This window comes from Mycobacterium sp. Soil_C_30 (genome assembly GCF_057656995.1).
In genome coordinates this window covers 174,201-190,893 of record NZ_JBDGJH010000008.1, presented here as the reverse complement: position 1 = coordinate 190,893, position 16,693 = coordinate 174,201, and the positions used below count along the sequence as shown (strand labels likewise).

General features: G+C 64.6%; 18 protein-coding genes. 10 read left to right on the top strand and 8 right to left on the bottom strand.

The genetic code is table 11. From position 1 onward, the window contains the following. Positions 1-11 precede the first annotated feature (11 nt). Positions 12-686, top strand: coding sequence for a guanylate cyclase (locus AC3A6P_RS17440; RefSeq protein WP_487693002.1), 675 nt, complete (start codon positions 12-14; stop codon positions 684-686). A 2-nt stretch (positions 687-688) separates the two neighbouring features. On the opposite strand, the gene AC3A6P_RS17435 is transcribed toward AC3A6P_RS17440, so the two are convergent. From AC3A6P_RS17435 to ychF, 5 genes are all read right to left on the bottom strand, one after another. Next, positions 689-1,396 (bottom strand): PE-PPE domain-containing protein, encoded by a 708-nt coding sequence (locus AC3A6P_RS17435; RefSeq protein WP_487692915.1) that lies wholly within the window; start codon positions 1,394-1,396, stop codon positions 689-691. Positions 1,397-1,712: 316 nt separating this feature from the next. Further along, positions 1,713-2,102, bottom strand: coding sequence for an ester cyclase (locus AC3A6P_RS17430; RefSeq protein ID WP_487692914.1), 390 nt, complete (start codon positions 2,100-2,102; stop codon positions 1,713-1,715). Positions 2,103-2,166: 64 nt separating this feature from the next. Continuing rightward, a complete protein-coding gene (locus tag AC3A6P_RS17425) occupies positions 2,167-2,451 on the bottom strand; it encodes a CPCC family cysteine-rich protein (RefSeq protein WP_487692913.1) in 285 nt (94 codons plus the stop codon). Positions 2,452-3,401: 950 nt separating this feature from the next. After that, entirely contained in the window at positions 3,402-3,800 is a 399-nt protein-coding gene (locus AC3A6P_RS17420) for a GNAT family N-acetyltransferase (RefSeq protein ID WP_487692912.1), read from the bottom strand. 186 nt (positions 3,801-3,986) lie between these two features. Continuing rightward, positions 3,987-5,078: a redox-regulated ATPase YchF gene (gene ychF / locus AC3A6P_RS17415; protein ID WP_487692911.1), complete on the bottom strand. Its 1,092-nt coding sequence runs from the start codon at positions 5,076-5,078 to the stop codon at positions 3,987-3,989. Between the two features lie 83 nt (positions 5,079-5,161). Between ychF and AC3A6P_RS17410 the strand changes: the two genes are divergently transcribed. Next, complete coding sequence (locus AC3A6P_RS17410) at positions 5,162-6,298, top strand: DUF6542 domain-containing protein (protein ID WP_487692910.1); 1,137 nt, start codon at positions 5,162-5,164, stop codon at positions 6,296-6,298. Between the two features lie 24 nt (positions 6,299-6,322). On the opposite strand, the gene AC3A6P_RS17405 is transcribed toward AC3A6P_RS17410, so the two are convergent. Further along, a complete protein-coding gene (locus AC3A6P_RS17405) occupies positions 6,323-7,342 on the bottom strand; it encodes a 4-hydroxy-3-methylbut-2-enyl diphosphate reductase (RefSeq protein WP_487692909.1) in 1,020 nt (339 codons plus the stop codon). 177 nt (positions 7,343-7,519) lie between these two features. Here AC3A6P_RS17405 and AC3A6P_RS17400 point away from each other — a divergent pair, with 177 nt between their 5' ends. From AC3A6P_RS17400 to AC3A6P_RS17380, 5 genes are all read left to right on the top strand, one after another. After that, positions 7,520-8,074, top strand: coding sequence for a lipid droplet-associated protein (locus AC3A6P_RS17400; protein WP_487692908.1), 555 nt, complete (start codon positions 7,520-7,522; stop codon positions 8,072-8,074). After that, positions 8,071-9,291, top strand: a complete 1,221-nt coding sequence (xseA, locus tag AC3A6P_RS17395) for an exodeoxyribonuclease VII large subunit (RefSeq protein WP_487692907.1) — start codon at positions 8,071-8,073, stop codon at positions 9,289-9,291. The genes AC3A6P_RS17400 and xseA overlap by 4 nt, the downstream gene beginning before the upstream one ends. After that, entirely contained in the window at positions 9,284-9,511 is a 228-nt protein-coding gene (locus tag AC3A6P_RS17390) for an exodeoxyribonuclease VII small subunit (protein WP_487692906.1), read from the top strand. Before xseA ends, AC3A6P_RS17390 begins: the two co-directional genes overlap by 8 nt. 67 nt (positions 9,512-9,578) lie before the next feature. Then, positions 9,579-10,682 (top strand): 3-beta-hydroxysteroid dehydrogenase, encoded by a 1,104-nt coding sequence (locus tag AC3A6P_RS17385; protein WP_487692905.1) that lies wholly within the window; start codon positions 9,579-9,581, stop codon positions 10,680-10,682. A 44-nt stretch (positions 10,683-10,726) separates the two neighbouring features. Next, the gene (locus tag AC3A6P_RS17380) at positions 10,727-11,758 is read left to right on the top strand and encodes a LacI family DNA-binding transcriptional regulator (protein WP_487692904.1); all 1,032 of its coding nucleotides are present in this window, start codon (positions 10,727-10,729) and stop codon (positions 11,756-11,758) included. A gap of 3 nt (positions 11,759-11,761) precedes the next feature. Here the strand turns inward: AC3A6P_RS17380 and AC3A6P_RS17375 are convergent, their stop codons facing one another. Both AC3A6P_RS17375 and AC3A6P_RS17370 read right to left on the bottom strand, forming a co-directional pair. Continuing rightward, the gene (locus AC3A6P_RS17375; protein WP_487692903.1) at positions 11,762-12,532 is read right to left on the bottom strand and encodes an enoyl-CoA hydratase/isomerase family protein; all 771 of its coding nucleotides are present in this window, start codon (positions 12,530-12,532) and stop codon (positions 11,762-11,764) included. Further along, positions 12,532-13,704: a CaiB/BaiF CoA transferase family protein gene (locus tag AC3A6P_RS17370; protein ID WP_487692902.1), complete on the bottom strand. Its 1,173-nt coding sequence runs from the start codon at positions 13,702-13,704 to the stop codon at positions 12,532-12,534. Before AC3A6P_RS17370 ends, AC3A6P_RS17375 begins: the two co-directional genes overlap by 1 nt. A 313-nt stretch (positions 13,705-14,017) precedes the next feature. Here AC3A6P_RS17370 and AC3A6P_RS17365 point away from each other — a divergent pair, with 313 nt between their 5' ends. Genes AC3A6P_RS17365 through AC3A6P_RS17355 form a run of 3 tightly spaced genes read left to right on the top strand, consistent with a single transcriptional unit; the run spans position 14,018 to position 16,693 of the window. Beyond that, positions 14,018-14,797, top strand: a complete 780-nt coding sequence (locus AC3A6P_RS17365) for an ABC transporter ATP-binding protein (protein WP_487692901.1) — start codon at positions 14,018-14,020, stop codon at positions 14,795-14,797. 22 nt (positions 14,798-14,819) lie between these two features. Beyond that, the gene (locus AC3A6P_RS17360) at positions 14,820-15,653 is read left to right on the top strand and encodes an ABC transporter permease (protein WP_487692900.1); all 834 of its coding nucleotides are present in this window, start codon (positions 14,820-14,822) and stop codon (positions 15,651-15,653) included. A 5-nt stretch (positions 15,654-15,658) separates the two neighbouring features. Then, the gene (locus AC3A6P_RS17355) at positions 15,659-16,693 is read left to right on the top strand and encodes an ABC transporter substrate-binding protein (protein WP_487692899.1); all 1,035 of its coding nucleotides are present in this window, start codon (positions 15,659-15,661) and stop codon (positions 16,691-16,693) included.

Sequence of the window (16,693 nt, the reverse complement as noted above, 5' to 3'; positions counted from 1 at the left end):
GCAACCACAGCGTGTCCCTGGAGAAGGCCCTCGAGGTCACCCGCACCGGTGACCTCTGGCTGTTCCGCGGCGGGTCTGGCCCCGACCGGGCCATTCAGACCCTGACCAACGCGCCGGTCAACCACGTGGGCATGACCGTCGCGATCGACGACCTGCCGCCACTGATCTGGCATGCCGAACTGGGCGACACACTGCTGGACATGTGGACGGGCAGTCATCACCGCGGCGTTCAGCTCAATGACCTGCGCGCCGCCGTGCAGCAGTGGGCGACGAAGTACGGGCAGCGGTGCTGGTTGCGTCAGCTCACCCCGTTCGCCACCCGCGAGCAGGAAGACGCGATGCTACGGGTGATCGCCCGCATGGACGGCACCGCTTTCCCCACCACCGCGCGCTTGACCGGCCGGTGGGTACGCGGCCGGCTGCCCACGGTCAGCGACTGGACTCGCGGACTTCCGTTGGTACACAGACGGGTCCGCGAGTCCGCCGAGCGCAGCAAGGTCACCCGCCGTGCCGCTCTGGAGACCGCGTACTGTGCTGAGACCGTCGCCATCACCTACGAGGAGATGGGGTTGATCTCTACCGACAAGCGCGAGAATTACTTCGACCCAGGCTCGTTCTGGAGCGGCGACGAGCTGCCGCTGCTTCCGGGATATGAATTGGGCAAGGAGATTTCGGTTCTGACCTAGCGTCAGTCCCATCCTGGCGTCGGGGCCAGTACGTAGGTGACGTTGCCTTCGACGGAGACCTCCATGACGGGGTCGTTGATGTCGACCATGGTGTAGTCGATGTGGAGTTGGTTCCGGCCGTTCTCACAGCGGCCGTCACCCGGTATCCAGTAGCACCAGCCGTCCCATTTGCGGCACACATCGACGACCCGATACGGGGTGTCGGCCGGGATGCCGAACCCTTCCTGCTTGCGGTAGTCATACAAGCCGGTGGGGTCGCTGTAGACATACCCGGTCCCCCGACGTTCCGGGGCGCCGCTGGTGATGAAGCTCAGCTCGCTCGGAGGCGGCGCGCTCGGGTCGGCCGAATGCAGTCGCAGCCACTTGTAGATCACCGACGAGCCGAGCGAGTGGCCATAGGCGATCTTCTTTCCCGGCGTGGCGCGGACCCACTGGTCGAGTTTCGCCACGCCGTCGTTGAGGCTCATCAAACCCATGTTCCCGCCGAGGAACGACCCGGGGTTGAAGTAATACACCGGCTCGCAGACATTCGGCGCGGCACACACCTTGCCCTGCAACTGCCGCATGGTCACCTGCGGCGTCCCGAACGCCCCGGCCAGCGCGGCGACGCGAGCCCCCGAGCCCATCCCGTAGTCGACCTCGGCATGCGCTGCCGGTGACATGGTGAACACCATTGCCGCCACCGCGGTGGCAACCGCCAGTCGCTTCATCGCTTCTCACTTTGCGCGGGTGAACATCTCTTCGTATTCAATCGCCGTCAACACTAAGAGTGTGACGGGAGGTTGCGGCGGTTTTGACCCAAGTTCGGGGCCGCGGCGCCCCGGCCTACCTGACAGCGCAAATACATTGCGGCAGCTTCGATTTGCCAACCCATGCTGCAGAACTCCGCGGCACGGGTTGGACCACACGGGTTGGCGAACCGCGCTCGCACCCCGACCGTTGCTGGGAATCTGCAGTTGTCTGAACAGCTCCTCTCGCAACCACTTCCGCACGGCCCGCAGCCTCGCCGGGCAACGCCACACCACGTCACGACAGCTGTGCGCGAACTGCTTCCCTGTCGATCAGTGACCAGACCTCCGTTATACGCCCTTCGCGAAACGCGTAGAAGACGTGCTCCGAGAACGAGACTCGCCCACCCGTGGGCTCGAATCCGAGAAATTCTCGCTGCGGAGTGCAGTGGAACAAGAGTCTGCAGGACACCACGCGATCGTCGGCGATCAGGATCTCGGGTACGTAACGGAGATCTGGTATCGCCTCGATGTCCGCCTCCAGCATCGCCCGATAGCCGCGCAGACCCAGCAGTCTTCCGTTGTGGACCACCTCCTCGCCCACAAAACGTTCGAGTTCGTCCCACCGTCGTGCGTTCAGGCAAGCCAGGTAGTCGCGGTACACCGCGAGCAGATCTTGTTTTCCCACCGCTATCCCGATCTCATCGCTCGCAAGTGGCCCACGTTCAACCCGAACACCGGCACGCCACGCGTCACGGGACGCGCCTCCAGTAGGTTGGCCGCCACCAGTAGAGCACGGTGCTGTCGTCAGGCCAGTCCGCTTGGGGCTGCGACTCCGGCGACTCGAAACGGTCACGCGCCTCATCCAGCGGTCGCCGCCCAACCTCGACGATCTCATCTAAATCATTTGCCCCACCGCTCATGGTCGGCCAACGAAGCTGGATAACGTCGTCCTCCCAGAAGCAGATTTCGCAAAGGGAGATATGCCCGGGCGGTTCCGGAACCGTCAGGTGCCTGCAACACACGCAGGGATACATCTGTTGCTGCCTGGACGTTGAACCTCACCTCCGCCGAATAGCGATGTCCAGCAATGTCAATCGTTACCGACACCTCCGTGAGCGGACGCAGCCTTGGCCGCTAATCCGCTCCACTGAGCGGCGCAAGACGCCGCCCGCTTTGTATCAGCGTCTGAAGTCCTCGTGACGGTGGTCCGCATGCGACACCCCCCACGCGCATCATTGATGCGCTCCACGACGGCAGGAAGCTCGGGTGTCACACCCGCCTGAGCACCGTGCTCAGTGAACCCAAACGTTCGCGAGTCGTCATCAACGGCTGACCATCGACTGCAAACCCGTCAACATGTGATGACGACCTGCAGGCGATTGCGGAACTCCACGGCATTCCGTCGTCGAACAACGCCACGACTCCCCCGCAATCACCGGGCCGCCGCCAGTCGCTTACGCGGCACCATGCCCCGTGAACACAGACGTTCGGGCGTATCAATCGCTGACACGCAAGGGGAAGACACCGACTCTTGACTCGCCGCGGTCTGGCCTGACCACCGACTCGCGACCGTCAACACTTGATGACGACCTGCAGGCGATTGGTTGTCCTGCCGGGGCCGCAACCGCGCCTACACGTTGAACCGGAACTCCACCACGTCCCCTCTCATCGTCAGGGCCGAATTCGTCATCGTCGCGGGAGTCGGCGCTTTGACTGCAAGATGAGGCCAGACACCGTGTTCGCCAGATCTTGGCGGTCCCTCGCAAACCCACGAAGTGCCCGGTAGTACGCCAAGACCTGGCGGGGGCTCGGAATTCTGGGTACCCAGGCCAACTCCCAATGGATCCCATTGATCGGATCGTCGAAGAAGAGACCGCGTAATAGCCGGGGTGGTACTGCAGTCATGTCGAGTTCGCCGTGCTCGACTACGAGAGGTCCGCAGGGTTTTACGACTCCATGCAAACTCCACCACGTCTCGCTTCATCTATGCCTCGGTACGCACCATCGAGTAGACCGCCGGCCCGTGCTCGATGAGTGTCGTCGCAGTCACCTCGAACCCGGCTCTTGCATAGAGTCGGACATTCCGCTCATCAGAGGTCTCCAAGGCGACGCAGGCACAGTGTCCCGAGTGCGTGACGTCAACCGCGTTCAGCCCGGCCCGAATCATCGCGCCACCAACACCCTCGCCTTGACTACTCGGATGAACTCCGAGGGTGGCCAGGTTCCAGGCACCTTCCGGTTGAGCCGGAATACCGACCTGCGCAACTAGTGCCAGTCGCTCTCCGTGCAACCTGGCCACCTGTTCCTGGAAGTCGTCTGTCGGTGGAGACGTGACCGGCGGCAGCAGAGCGATCACGCCGTGCAGATCGTCGGTGACCAGCACGAGGCCCTCATCGAGTGCATAGCCCAGGTACAAACGTTGTAGCTGTTCGAGTCGATGTGCATAGTCGTCTGCTGGAATCGACCATCGCGTCCAGGGGTATGACTCGAATGCCGCACCGAGTGTTCGGGAGGCTTCATCCAGGTCTGCTGCGACTGCCTGCCTGATATTGCGAGCCACCCTCGCGCCTTACTTCTGGTGACCAGACGTTGCTTGGAAGCGGAACTCCACCACGTCGCCGTCGGCCATCACGTAGTCCTTGCCCTCCATGCGCACCTTGCCGGCGGCCTTGGCGGCGGCCATGGACCCGGCGGCGATCAGGTCGTCATAGGACACGATCTCGGCTTTGATGAAGCCCTTCTCGAAATCGGTGTGGATCACCCCGGCGGCCTTGGGCGCGGTGTCACCCTGGTGGATGGTCCACGCCCGGGCCTCCTTCGGGCCGGCCGTCAGATAGGTCTGGAGCTTCAACGTGTGAAAACCGGCGCGCGCCAAGGCATCCAGGCCGCGTTCGGTCTGGCCGATCGATTCCAGCAGCTCCATCGCGGACTCGTCGTCGAGCTCGGCCAGTTCGGCTTCGATCTTGGCGTCCAGGAACACCGCGTCGGCCGGGGCCACCAACTCGCGCAGCGAGGCCACCTTCGCCTCGTCGGTCAGAACCGCCTCATCGGCGTTGAAGACGTAAAGGAACGGCTTGGTGGTCAGCAGGTTGAGCTCGCGCAACAACGAGACATCGGTACCAGCCGAGAACAGCGTCTTGCCGCTGTTGAGCACTTCCTGCGCCGCCACCGCCGCCTCGTGCACCGGGCGGCGGTCCTTGTTGTTGCGTGCTTCCTTCTCCAGCCGCGGCACCGCCTTCTCCAGCGTCTGCATATCCGCGAGGATCAGTTCGGTCTCGATGACCTCGATGTCGGATTTCGGATCGACCCGGCCGTCGACGTGGGCGACGTCCTCGTCGGCGAAGACGCGGACCACCTGGCAGATGGCGTCGGATTCGCGGATGTTGGCCAGGAATTTGTTGCCCAGCCCCTCCCCGACTGAGGCCCCTTTCACAATGCCTGCGATATCGACGAACGTCACAGTTGCCGGCACCAGTTTCTCCGACGAGAAGACCTTGGCCAGCTCACCGAGCCTGGGATCGGGCAACGGCACGACACCCTCATTGGGCTCGATCGTCGCGAACGGATAGTTGGCGGCCAGCACGTTGTTGCGCGTCAGCGCATTGAACAACGTCGATTTTCCGACGTTGGGCAGGCCCACGATTCCCAGGTTCAAGCTCACAGGACCCAAAGTGTAGAGACTCGACATGCGGAGTAGACGCCCGCTGGGCGTCGTCGCGCATACAAAGCCGGTACGGTCGACGTGTGTCAGTGCAGGGAGCGAGGTCGCGGACGCCGGCCACTCACCGCTCGGCCCACCCGAATTTCCCTGGTGTGCCGTGGTGGGGTGCCGTTGTCATCGCCGTGACGGCCACCACGATCGGGTTCGCGTTCGACGCCGGCTCGGGCAACAAAGAGCTCACCTCGGTCTTCGGCGCCCTGTACTTCATCGGGTGTGTAGCGGCCGTGCTCGCCGTGCGCCAGAACAGCGTATTCACCGCGGTGGTACAGCCACCGCTGCTGTTGTTCGTCGCAGTCCCGAGCGCCTACTACCTGTTCAACAGCGCCAGCATCAACGGCATCAAAGACATCCTGATCAACTGCGGTTACCCGTTGATCGAACGGTTCCTGCTGATGCTCACCACGTCCGTGGCGGTGTTGGTGATCGGCGCAGCTCGCTGGTACTTCGGCTCCCACGCCGCCCCGGAGGCCGACCAGGACAGCGCCGGCGACGACGCCAAGCCGGCCTTCGCCGGCCTGCGCGCCAAGCTGTCAGCGCTGATCAACGGCACCGATCCCGGGGATCTCGACGACGCCGACGAGTCCACGCCGCGCCCCCGCGCGCACGGTGTCGAGCGTTCTGCCGCGACCGCCCGCAAGAGCGGCACCCGTCGCACCGCGGGCAGCCGGAACCCGAAGCGGCCGCCGCCCACGCGCTCGCGGCATGCCCGCCCGCCGATCGACGACCTGGATGCCGAGCCGCCCCGGCGCCGCCGTTCCGCCCGCGATCTCGGCGAGCAGGACGAACCACCGCGGCGCCGCCCCCGCCCCCCACGGGAGCAACGAGAACCCCGCGAGCCCGGCTCGCGGTCGTCGAGGGAGTACCGCTCCCGGGAGCGGGATCCGCGTGATCGCGATCCCCGGGATTCCGATCTGTACGAACGGCCGCGTCGCCGACCCAACCGGTATGAGTCCTACGAGCCGTCAGAGTCCTACGACGCTCCCCCGCCGCGGCCCCGGCGGCCTGCGGCCGGCAGCGGATCGGGCAGCACCCACCACCCGGTGTCGCGGGTGCGTTACCGCGGCTCCGACGAGGGTGACGATCGCGTCGAGCACCGCACCCGCCCGCGCACCACGGCGCGGCACAGCATGGATTCGGATCGCTGGCGCTACGACAGCTGAGCGATCAAGGCCAGCGAGCGGCGATCAGTTGCTGCGGCGCGACGGCCGGATCTCGCGCGGCAGCGCGAACACCAGGGTCTCGTTGGCGGTGGTGACCGGCTGCACGGTGTCGTAACCGTATTCGGCCAGCCGCTCGAGCACTCCCCGCACCAGCACTTCGGGCACCGAGGCACCGGAGGTGACGCCGACGGTGGTGACCCCGGACAGCCAGGCCGGGTCGATGTCCTCGGCGTAGTCCACCAGGTGAGCCGCGTGGGATCCGGCGCCCAGCGCCACCTCCACCAGACGCACCGAGTTCGACGAGTTCTTCGAACCGACGACGATCACCAGCTCACACTCGGGTGCCATCGCCTTGACCGCCACCTGGCGGTTCTGGGTGGCGTAGCAGATGTCGTCACTCGGGGGATCCTGCAGCGTCGGGAACTTCTCCCGCAGCCGCCGCACGGTCTCCATGGTCTCGTCGACGCTGAGGGTGGTCTGCGACAGCCAGATCACCTTGTTCGGGTCACGCACGGTGACCTTGTCCACGGCGTCCGGGTTGTCGACCACCTGAACATGGTCGGGCGCCTCACCGGCGGTGCCGACCACTTCTTCGTGGCCTTCGTGACCGACGAGCAGGATGTCGTAGTCGTCGCGCGCGAAGCGCTTGGCCTCGTTGTGCACCTTCGTCACCAACGGGCAGGTGGCGTCGATGGTCTGCAGATTGCGGGCAGCGGCCTCTTCGTGAACCGTCGGGGCCACACCGTGGGCCGAGAACACGACGATGGCGCCCTCGGGTACCTCGTCGGTCTGCTCGACGAACACTGCCCCGGCCTTGGCCAGGGTGTCGACGACGTAGCGGTTGTGCACGATTTCATGGCGCACGTACACCGGAGCTCCGTGCTTCTCCAGCGCGCGTTCCACCGTTTCGACGGCCCTATCCACCCCGGCGCAGTAGCCGCGAGGTTCGGCGAGAAGGACTCGCTTCACCGCCGCCTGCCCCGCGGAAGATCGAGCGACCGAGACGGTGGCACCGGGAATCCCCATGTTGACGGTTGGCGGCATGGGCTCCAGGGTACTTTCCCGCGGTCTCGGCGGGCCACTCAGCAGCTCAGAGTCATGTGCCCGGCCCTCCTTCACCCTCGTCCCTCGGGCTCGTCGACCGGACAGACGTCATGCGCCCGGCCCTCCTTCACCCTCGTCCCTCGGGCTCGTCGACCGGACAGAAGTACTCTGGCTGCCATGTCGACTGCACCGTACGGAGTTCGGCTGCTGGTGGGCGTGGCCGCCACCGCAGTCGAAGAGACCATGAAGCTGCCGCAAACCATCGTCACGTACCCGATGACCCTGGTCAGCCAGGTCGCCCAACTGGTGATGAAGGTTCAGCAGGACGTCGCCGACCTGGTGAACAAGGGTGACGAGACCCTGGAGAATCTGTTTCCGCCGAAGAACGAGCAACCCGAATGGGCAACGTTCGACGAGGACATCCCCGACGTCGAAGTCACCGAACCGAACGGAGAGCGGCTCACCGAGGGGCGTTTCGCGCTCTACTCGGTGTCCGAAGACGAGGTTCCGGCCAACCCGGTGTCCACGCCTGAGCCGGTGAACGGCGAGGCACCGCAGGTGGTGGCCGACATCGACTACACCACGTTGACGCTGGCTCAGTTGCGCGCCCGGCTGCAGTCGCTCTCGGTCGGCGAACTCGAGGCCCTGCTTGCGTTCGAGGAGTCCACCAAGGCGCGGGCCCCCTTCCAGACGCTGCTGGCCAACAGGATCACTCGCGCCTCTGCCAAGTGACCGAGGCTGAACAGGGAAAGTCCGCCGACAATCCCTGGCCGGTCCGGGCGGTGGCGACGCGCGTCGCCAAGTACATCGACCGCCTCGGCATGGTGTGGGTCGAAGGTCAGCTGACCGAACTCAAAGTGCGCCAGTCGACGGCGTGGATGGTGTTGCGCGATCCGGCGGCGGACATGTCACTGTCGGTGAGTTGTCCCCGGGATCTGGTGGCCAATGCCCCGGTGCCGCTGACCGAAGGCACCCAGGTGATCATGCTGGGCAAGCCGCAGTTCTACACCCGCAACGGGTCGTTCAGCTTGCGCATCAGCGAGATTCGCGCGGTTGGTGTCGGTGAGCTGCTGGCCCGAATCGAACGGCTGCGACGGCTGTTGGATGCCGAGGGGCTGTTCGACCCGCGGTTGAAGCGGCCGTTGCCGTTTCTGCCGTCGCAGATCGGGTTGATCACCGGCCGCGCCAGCGCCGCCGAGCACGACGTGACGTCCGTGGCGACCGCGCGGTGGCCGGCGGTGCGGTTCGCCATCCGCAACGCCGCGGTGCAGGGCGCCAACGCCGTGCCTCAGATCGTCGAGGCGCTGCGTGCCCTCGATCGTGACCCGGAGGTCGACGTCATCGTGCTGGCCCGCGGCGGCGGCAGCGTCGAGGATCTGTTGCCGTTTTCCGATGAGACCCTGTGCCGCGAGATCGCCAGGTGCACGACACCGGTGGTCAGCGCAGTGGGGCATGAACCGGACAACCCGCTGTGCGACCTGGTGGCCGACCTGCGCGCCGCGACACCCACCGATGCCGCCAAGCGGGTGGTCCCCGACGCGGTGGCCGAGCAGCGGCTGGTCGCCGAGCTGCGGCACCGCAGCGCGCAGGCGCTGCGCAACTGGGTGCACCGCGAGGAACGCCATATCGCGCAGCTGCGCAGCCGCCCGGTGCTGGCTGATCCGCTGCGGGCGATCGATGACCGCGGCCACGAGATCGACCGCGCCGTCGCGGCGCTGCGCCGCGACATCACCCGGTTCATCGCCGCCGAGACCGACCGCGTGGAGCATTTGTCGGCGCGGTTGGCCACACTGGGCCCGGCCGCGACGCTGGCCCGTGGTTATGCGGTGGTGCAGGCCGGTTCCCAGGTGCTGCGTTCGGTGGCCGACGCGCCGGCGGGAACGCGGTTGCGGATCAGGGTGGCTGACGGAGCCGTGACGGCGACCAGTAAGGGGGCTGTTGATGAGTGAAGAGACTAATCCCATTAGTGAACTCGGCTATGAAGAGTGCCGAGATGAATTGATCGACGTCGTGCGCACCCTCGAACAGGGCGGGCTGGACCTCGACGAGTCGCTGACTCTATGGGAACGCGGCGAGAAGCTGGCAAAACGCTGCGAAGAGCACTTAGCTGGAGCCCGTCAGCGTGTCGAGAATGCGCTGGGTTCGGACGGCGACGAGGACGACGACTGAGGGCCCGCTAGAACCGCCCCGAACGAGAACTGGAACAGGTTCCAGTTTCTTGGGTATGCTGACCCCCATGGTTTCTTCGCGGGGTGATGCAACGCTGACCACCGACCTCGGACGAGTCCTCGTCACCGGCGGCTCCGGATTTGTCGGCGCCAATCTGGTGGCCGAACTCCTGGCTCGCGGACACCAGGTGCATTCGTTCGACCGGGTGCCGTCGTCGCTGCCCGACCATGCGGCGCTGACGACCTCCGTTGGCGATATCTGCAACCCTGATGACGTCGCCGCCGCGGTCGCAGGCGTGCACACGGTGTTCCACACCGCTGCGATCATCGACCTGATGGGCGGCGCATCGGTCACCGAGGATTACCGGCGGCGCAGTTTCGCGGTCAACGTCGAAGGCACGAAGAACCTGGTCCACGCCGCTCAACGGGCAGGGGTGGCGCGGTTCGTCTACACCGCGTCCAACAGCGTCGTGATGGGTGGTCAGCAGATCTCCGGCGGTGACGAGACGCTCCCATACACCGGCCGATTCAACGATCTCTACACCGAGACCAAGGTGGTGGCAGAGAAGTTCGTGCTGGCCGCCAACGGCGAGCAGGGCATGCTGACCTGTTCCATCCGGCCCAGCGGCATCTGGGGCCGCGGTGATCAGACGATGTTCCGCAAGGTGTTCGAAAGTGTGCTCGCCGGGCACGTCAAGGTGCTGGTGGGCAGCAAGAACGTCAAGCTGGACAACTCGTACGTGCACAACCTGGTGCACGGGTTCATCCTGGCCGCAGAGCATCTCGTCCCCGGCGGCACCGCTCCCGGGCAGGCGTATTTCATCAACGACGGCGAACCGATCAACATGTTCGAGTTCTCCCGCCCGGTGGTACAGGCCTGTGGCCAGCCGTGGCCGACGTTCCGAATCCCCGGCAAGCTGGTGCACGCGGTTATGACGGTGTGGCAGTTCCTGCACTTCCGGTTCGGGCTGCCCAAGCCGCTACTGGAACCACTTGCCATCGAGCGCATTTCGCTGGACAACTACTTTTCCATCGACAAGGCGCGCCGCGACCTCGGCTACCAGCCGCTGTTCACCACCGAGCAGGCCTTGCAAGAGTGCCTGCCGTACTACACCGAGCTGTTCGCCAAGATGAAAGCCGCCGCCGGCGAACCTGCGCCGACACCAGCTTGACGGCCCGTCGGGTCGGCGGGCAAGCGCCACTTACTATGAGCTCCATGGGAACCCTCGATGACGTGGCACGAGCTGCAGGGGTTTCGAAGTCCGTCGCCTCTCGCGCGCTGACCGGCGATGTCCGTGCACGGATGAGTGAGTCGACACGGGCGCGTGTGCTGGCGGCTGCCGCCGAACTCGACTACATCCCGAACGCGCGAGCCCGTGCACTTCGCCAGTCACGTTCGGGCGCAATCGGACTGATAGTTCCCGACGTCAACAACGCCGTCTTCGCCGATATGCTGCTCGGTGTCCAGGAGGCCACCGCGGTCCACGACACCGATGTGCTGCTCGGACAGGTCGACGCGCCACCGGACGGCACCCAGCAGTTGTCCCGCCTGGTCCGCGAGGGCCGGGTGGACGGCCTGCTGATCCAGCGGCGCGAAGACTTCGACGACGCCATGCTGAGTGCGGTGTTGCAACCCGGCGTCCCGGCGATCACCATCAACTCCCGGATCCCCGACCGGGTGGGATCGGCGATCCTCGACGATCACCGCGGCACGGCCATCGCCACGGAACACCTGATCGCCCTTGGCCATCGACGTATCGCGTTCATCTCCGGCACCCAGATGCACGACACGGCGGCACGGCGCAAGGCGGGCTATCTCGATACCGTCACCTCCGCCGGCATCCAGTCCGATCCCGCCTGGATCGTGGACGCGGGCTGGGAAGCCGACGCCGGGGCGTCGGCGATCAACCAACTGCATCGCACGGCGCGGCTGGGACAGCGCGACGGTCCCACGGCCGTAGTGGTCGCGAGCGTGAACGCCGCAGTGGGCGCCTTGTCCACCGCGCAACGTCTCGGCCTGCGCGTACCCGGGGACCTGTCCATCGTCGGCATCAACACCACGTGGGTGTCGAACACGGTGTATCCCGCGATCACGACGGTGCGGCTACCGTTGCGCCGACTCGGCGAAGTGGCCGCCACGTTGCTCATCGAGCACCTCGGCGGTGCGGCGCTGACCGATGTCACAGTCGATGACCCAGCTCCCGAACTCGTGATCATGGAGACCAGCGCCGCGCCGTCTCGGGACTGACAGTCAGCGACGAAAGTCCGCCGGCCGCTTCTCGACGAAGGCGGCCACCCCTTCTCGACCGTCCGGTGAGGTGAACAGGCTCATCAGCACGGCACGTTCGTCACCGTAAGCCAGTGCTCTTTCGGCACCGGACACCATCAGCTTGGTCGCGGCCAGCGCGGTACGCGAAGATGCCCCCAACTGCCCGGCCAACTCGAGCGCCCGCGACAAGCTGGCCCCGTCCTCGACCACTTCGTTGACGAGTCCCAGCTCCAGAGCTTCGGGTGCCGTCAGTCGCTGGGCGAACATGATGAGTTGTTTGGCTTTTCGACTGCCCACCTGGGCGGCCAGGCGTTGTGTACCGCCCCATCCCGGAATCAGCCCGAGTGACACCTCCGGCAGTGCGAATCTCGCCGTCTGACCGGCGATGATCAAGTCAGCCGCCAGTGCTACCTCGAATCCGCCACCGAGCGCCATCCCCTCCACGGCTGCGATCACCGGGACCGTTGCGGTGCTGATGGTCTCGACGAGCACCCCGGCTGCCCGGGTGATCTCACCGATCTCACCTTGGTCGCCCCGACCGTAGACACCGATGTCCGCTCCCGCTGAGAAGAAGCCTCCACCGCTGATCACGATCACCCGGACACCGGGCTCTCGTGCGTCGATCACACGTGTGAGTTCCCGAATCATGCCCACATTGAGAGCATTACGCTTGTCCTGCCGTTCGAGGACGATGGTGAGAATGCACTCGTCGGCCTGCCGTTCCAGACGAAGAAACTCCAGGGTCTCAGCCATCACCTACCCACCTTCGCCTGCAGCCGGTCGATGTCCGCGGCGCCGTATCCCAACTCCGTCAGAATGGTCCGATTCGCCGCACCCAGTTCAGGCGGCACGGCCCGGACACCGGGCCGCTCGCCGTCGTAGAGCACAGGGTGCGCCAGGAGTTTCACCGAACCTGCTCGGGGGTGGTCGATCTCGACAACGGACCCGTTGTGCCGGACCTGAGGGTCCTCACAGACATCGGCGTAGGTGTTGACGGGCGCGAACCACATCTTGGCTGCGGTGAAGACCGTGCTCCATTCCGCCGACGTGCGTTGCAGCATGTGTTTGGCTACCCGGTCGTTGACGTCATCGCGCCTTTCGTATGAGCGGTCCTCGCCGACAGAGAGAAACCAGGCGTCGTCGAACACCTCCGCCAGCCGCGCGAGGGCGTTGAGCGAGAGGGTCAGGTACCCGTCGGCAGTGCCGAATACCCCGTACGGCGCTTTGTAGTACGGCGACGAAATTCCTGAAACGCTGCGCTTGCCCTGGAATCCGTTGAGGTAATAGGACAGCGGTTCTATCTGCAGATCCAGCGCTGCGCTGAGCAGGTTGCTCTCCACCCGCGTCCCCTGTCCGGTACGTTCGCGCCCGTGCAGAGCGGCCAGGATGCCGAATGCACCGAGCACAGCGCCGTGTTGGTCCACCAGCGAGGTACCGACCGGTGTCGGTGGGCCTGCGGCGGTGCCTGTTGCTGCCGCAATACCCGACATGGACTGCAGCAACACATCTTGTCCCGGACGGTCTCTGTAGGGTCCGTCACTGCCGTACCCCGACAACGAGCAATACACCAGACGAGAGTTTGTCTTGCGCAGTCGATTCCATCCCAATCCCAGCCGATCCATCACCCCAGGACGGAAACTCTCGATCAGGACGTCCGCCTCGTCGATCAGCCGCAGCACAACCTCGAGCCACTCACTGTCCTTGAGGTCCACCACCAGGCTCTCGGCATTGCGGTTGCCAAGCAGGAAGAAGACACTCTCGCCATTCAAGTAGGCGTCCGGACCCGACCACGAGCGTTCGAACGCCCCGCCGGGCGGCTCGACCTTGACCACGCGAGCGCCGAGGTCGGCTAGTAGCTGGGTAGCGGATGGACCCTGAAGGAAGTGGGTGAAGCTCACGACCTGGATTCCGTCGAGCATAGGCATCGGCGTCTCCTATAGACACGATTTCGGGAAGCGGGCCGACATGCGACCCGGCTGCATTTAATCAGCTTGCGCAATCGGTTGTCCACCGTACAAACGAAAATGAACAATCGGTTGCTCAACCCGTCCAGGTGTGCTTCGCTATGTCCATCGCGACGGGCTCACGGGCTTCACAGGCCGCCCCCCGCCCAAGTTTTACATCCATGTTTCACACCGAGAACTCCGCCATCGAGGAACGGACAAAGCTAGGCATGAGTGACATATCAGTCGACTACCGATTTGCTGAGAGTCATCCGCACGGCACCGGAGACCGCGCATGACCCACCGATTGGAAGTCGTCGGGATCGATAAGGAGTACCGCGCCGACACCGGCGTCACGCAGGTGTTGCGGGGCTTGACCCTGCACGCCGACCGCGGCGAATTCATCTCGATCGTCGGGCCCAGCGGTTGCGGCAAATCGACTCTGTTCAACATCATCACCGGCCTGGTGGCGCCGACATCCGGATCGGTGAAGGTTAACGGCGAAGATGTCACCGGTACCACGTCCCAACACATCGGCTATGTCCTGCAGAAGGATCTGCTGTTCCCATGGCGGACGGTGTTGGAAAACGTCGTGCTCGGACTGGAGGTCCGAGGAACACGCAAGAAGGATGCTCGCGAACGGGCGCGCGGATTGTTCAGCGCCTACAAACTCGAAGGTTACGAGGACAAGTATCCGTCCGACCTATCCGGCGGGATGAAGCAGCGAGCGGCGCTCATGCGCACCATGGTGACCGACCCCGACATCATCCTGATGGACGAGGCGTACAAGGCGCTGGACTATCCCCTCAAGATCGCGCTGGAGGGTGAGCTCCTCGAAACCGCCCGGGCCACAGGTAAAACCGTTGTGGCCGTGACGCACGACATCGAGGAAGCAGTAACGATGTCAGACCGCGTGTACGTCCTGAAAGCGCATCCGGGCCAGGTGGTCCACGAACTCGACATCGATCTGGGCACCACCAGCACCGACATCAACGAGCGACGCCTGGCGCCCCGATTCAACGAGTTCTACGAAAAGATCTGGCGCGGTATCGGTCAGAGCCCGGCAATCGCATGACACGCACCCCGAAGGAGGCCCGATGACCACCGTCCTCACCCCGCCGTCCACCGCTGCGGCACGTCCGAGCCGGCGCCGGTCGCTCCAGGTCTCGGCACGTCTCCGCCGCGTCGTTCTTCACACGTTGCAAGCGTCGATCGTCGTGATGTTCCTGGCCGCATGGGAATTCGGCGCTCGAAGCGGAGCCATCAGTTCCTTCCTCTTCGGCAGCCCGAGCGCGGTCTGGGAAGTGCTTCACAAACGCGCCCTGACAGGTGAGTTGTGGACCGATATCGGCGTCACCAGTCTCGAGGTGGTCCTGGGCTTCTTGATCGGCGCGGTCGGCGGTTCCGCGCTTGGACTGCTGCTGTGGTACTCACGCTTCGTCGCCGACCTCACCGCCCCTTTCATCGCGGCCATCGGGTCGATCCCGGTCCTGGCGGTTGCGCCGTTGACCATCATCTGGTTCGGCACCGAGATGACCTCCAAGGTGGTCATCGTTGCGTTTTCGTGCGTGGTGGTCTCACTGACCACTTCCTACCGCGGCGCCCGGCGCACCGACCCTGACCTGATCAACCTCATGCGGTCATTCGGAGCCTCCCGCTCACAGATCTTTCGCAAGCTCGTCGTCCCCTCCGCGATGACCTGGGTGGTCTCTGGATTGAAGCTGAACATCGGCTTCGCACTGGTGGGCGCCATTGTCGGTGAGTACATCAGCTCCGATGCCGGTGTGGGACACATGATCCTACTGGGCAGCTCCAATTTCACCATCACACTCGTCATCGCCGGCATCGCCATTGTCATGGCCATGGTGCTGGTCTTCAACCTCCTCGTCACCGCCCTCGAGCGGTTCCTCGGTCATTGGGAAAGGTCTTGAGATACATGTCCACACGAATTCTCCTGCGCACCTTCGCTGCACTCGTCAGTGCCATCGCGATGCTGTTCGTCGCAGCCTGCGGTGGGCAGGCCACCGAATCGGCCGCAGGCACCACCACGGTGCGGATCAGCCAAGCCTTCCAATCGCTGCTCTACCTGCCGCTCTATGTGGCTCAGGAACAGGGCTTCTTCTCCGAGCAGGGCGTGACGGTCGAGATCGCCACCGGTGGTGGTGGCACGCAGTCCTGGGCAGCGGTGGTCGGTGGATCCGCCGACTTCTCGATCCAGGATCCGGTTTTTGTGCCGAAGTCACACGAGAACGGTGGCCCCGGAGTGGTGGTCGCAGCCATTCAGAACGCACCGTCGGTATTCGTGATCGGCCGTGAGGGCGGAAACGCCACTCTCGACAATCCGTCGGTGTTCGAGGGTAAAAGAGTGGTTGTCAGCCCCGAACCGGACACCAGCTGGGCATTCATGCAGTACCTGATCGATCAACAGGGTCTGCAAAACGTGACGCTGGTGAATGTGGCGCTGGGTAGTGAACTCGCAGCGGTCGCGAGTGGACAGGCCGATCTCGCACTTTCCTTCGAGCCGACAGTGAGCCAAGCCGTGGTCGATCAGGGGCTCGAGGTCGTGTATTCGTTCCCGGCGAACAAGGACTGGTATCCGTTCGCGTTCTCGAGTCTGACCACCACCGACCGTTACCTGCAAGAGAACCCCGAAGCGGCGCAAGGCGTGGTCACCGCGATCGCCAAGGCGTCGAAGTTCATCTACTCAGATCCGGAAGCGACGATCGACATCGCCGCCGGCTATTTCCCCGACCTGTCCCGCGAGATCGTCGCAGCGGCAGTAGAACGTGAGATCGAGGCAAGAGGCTACGCAGAGGACATCACCGTGACCAAGGAGTCGTGGGACAAGAACATGGAGATCTCGTTGTTCACCAAGAACATCGCGGAGTACCCGTCCGATGCCACCTCGTACGAGAACAACGTCAACACCGATCTCGCCACCAAGGCGCGCGAGACCCTGGAGGTCGGCTGA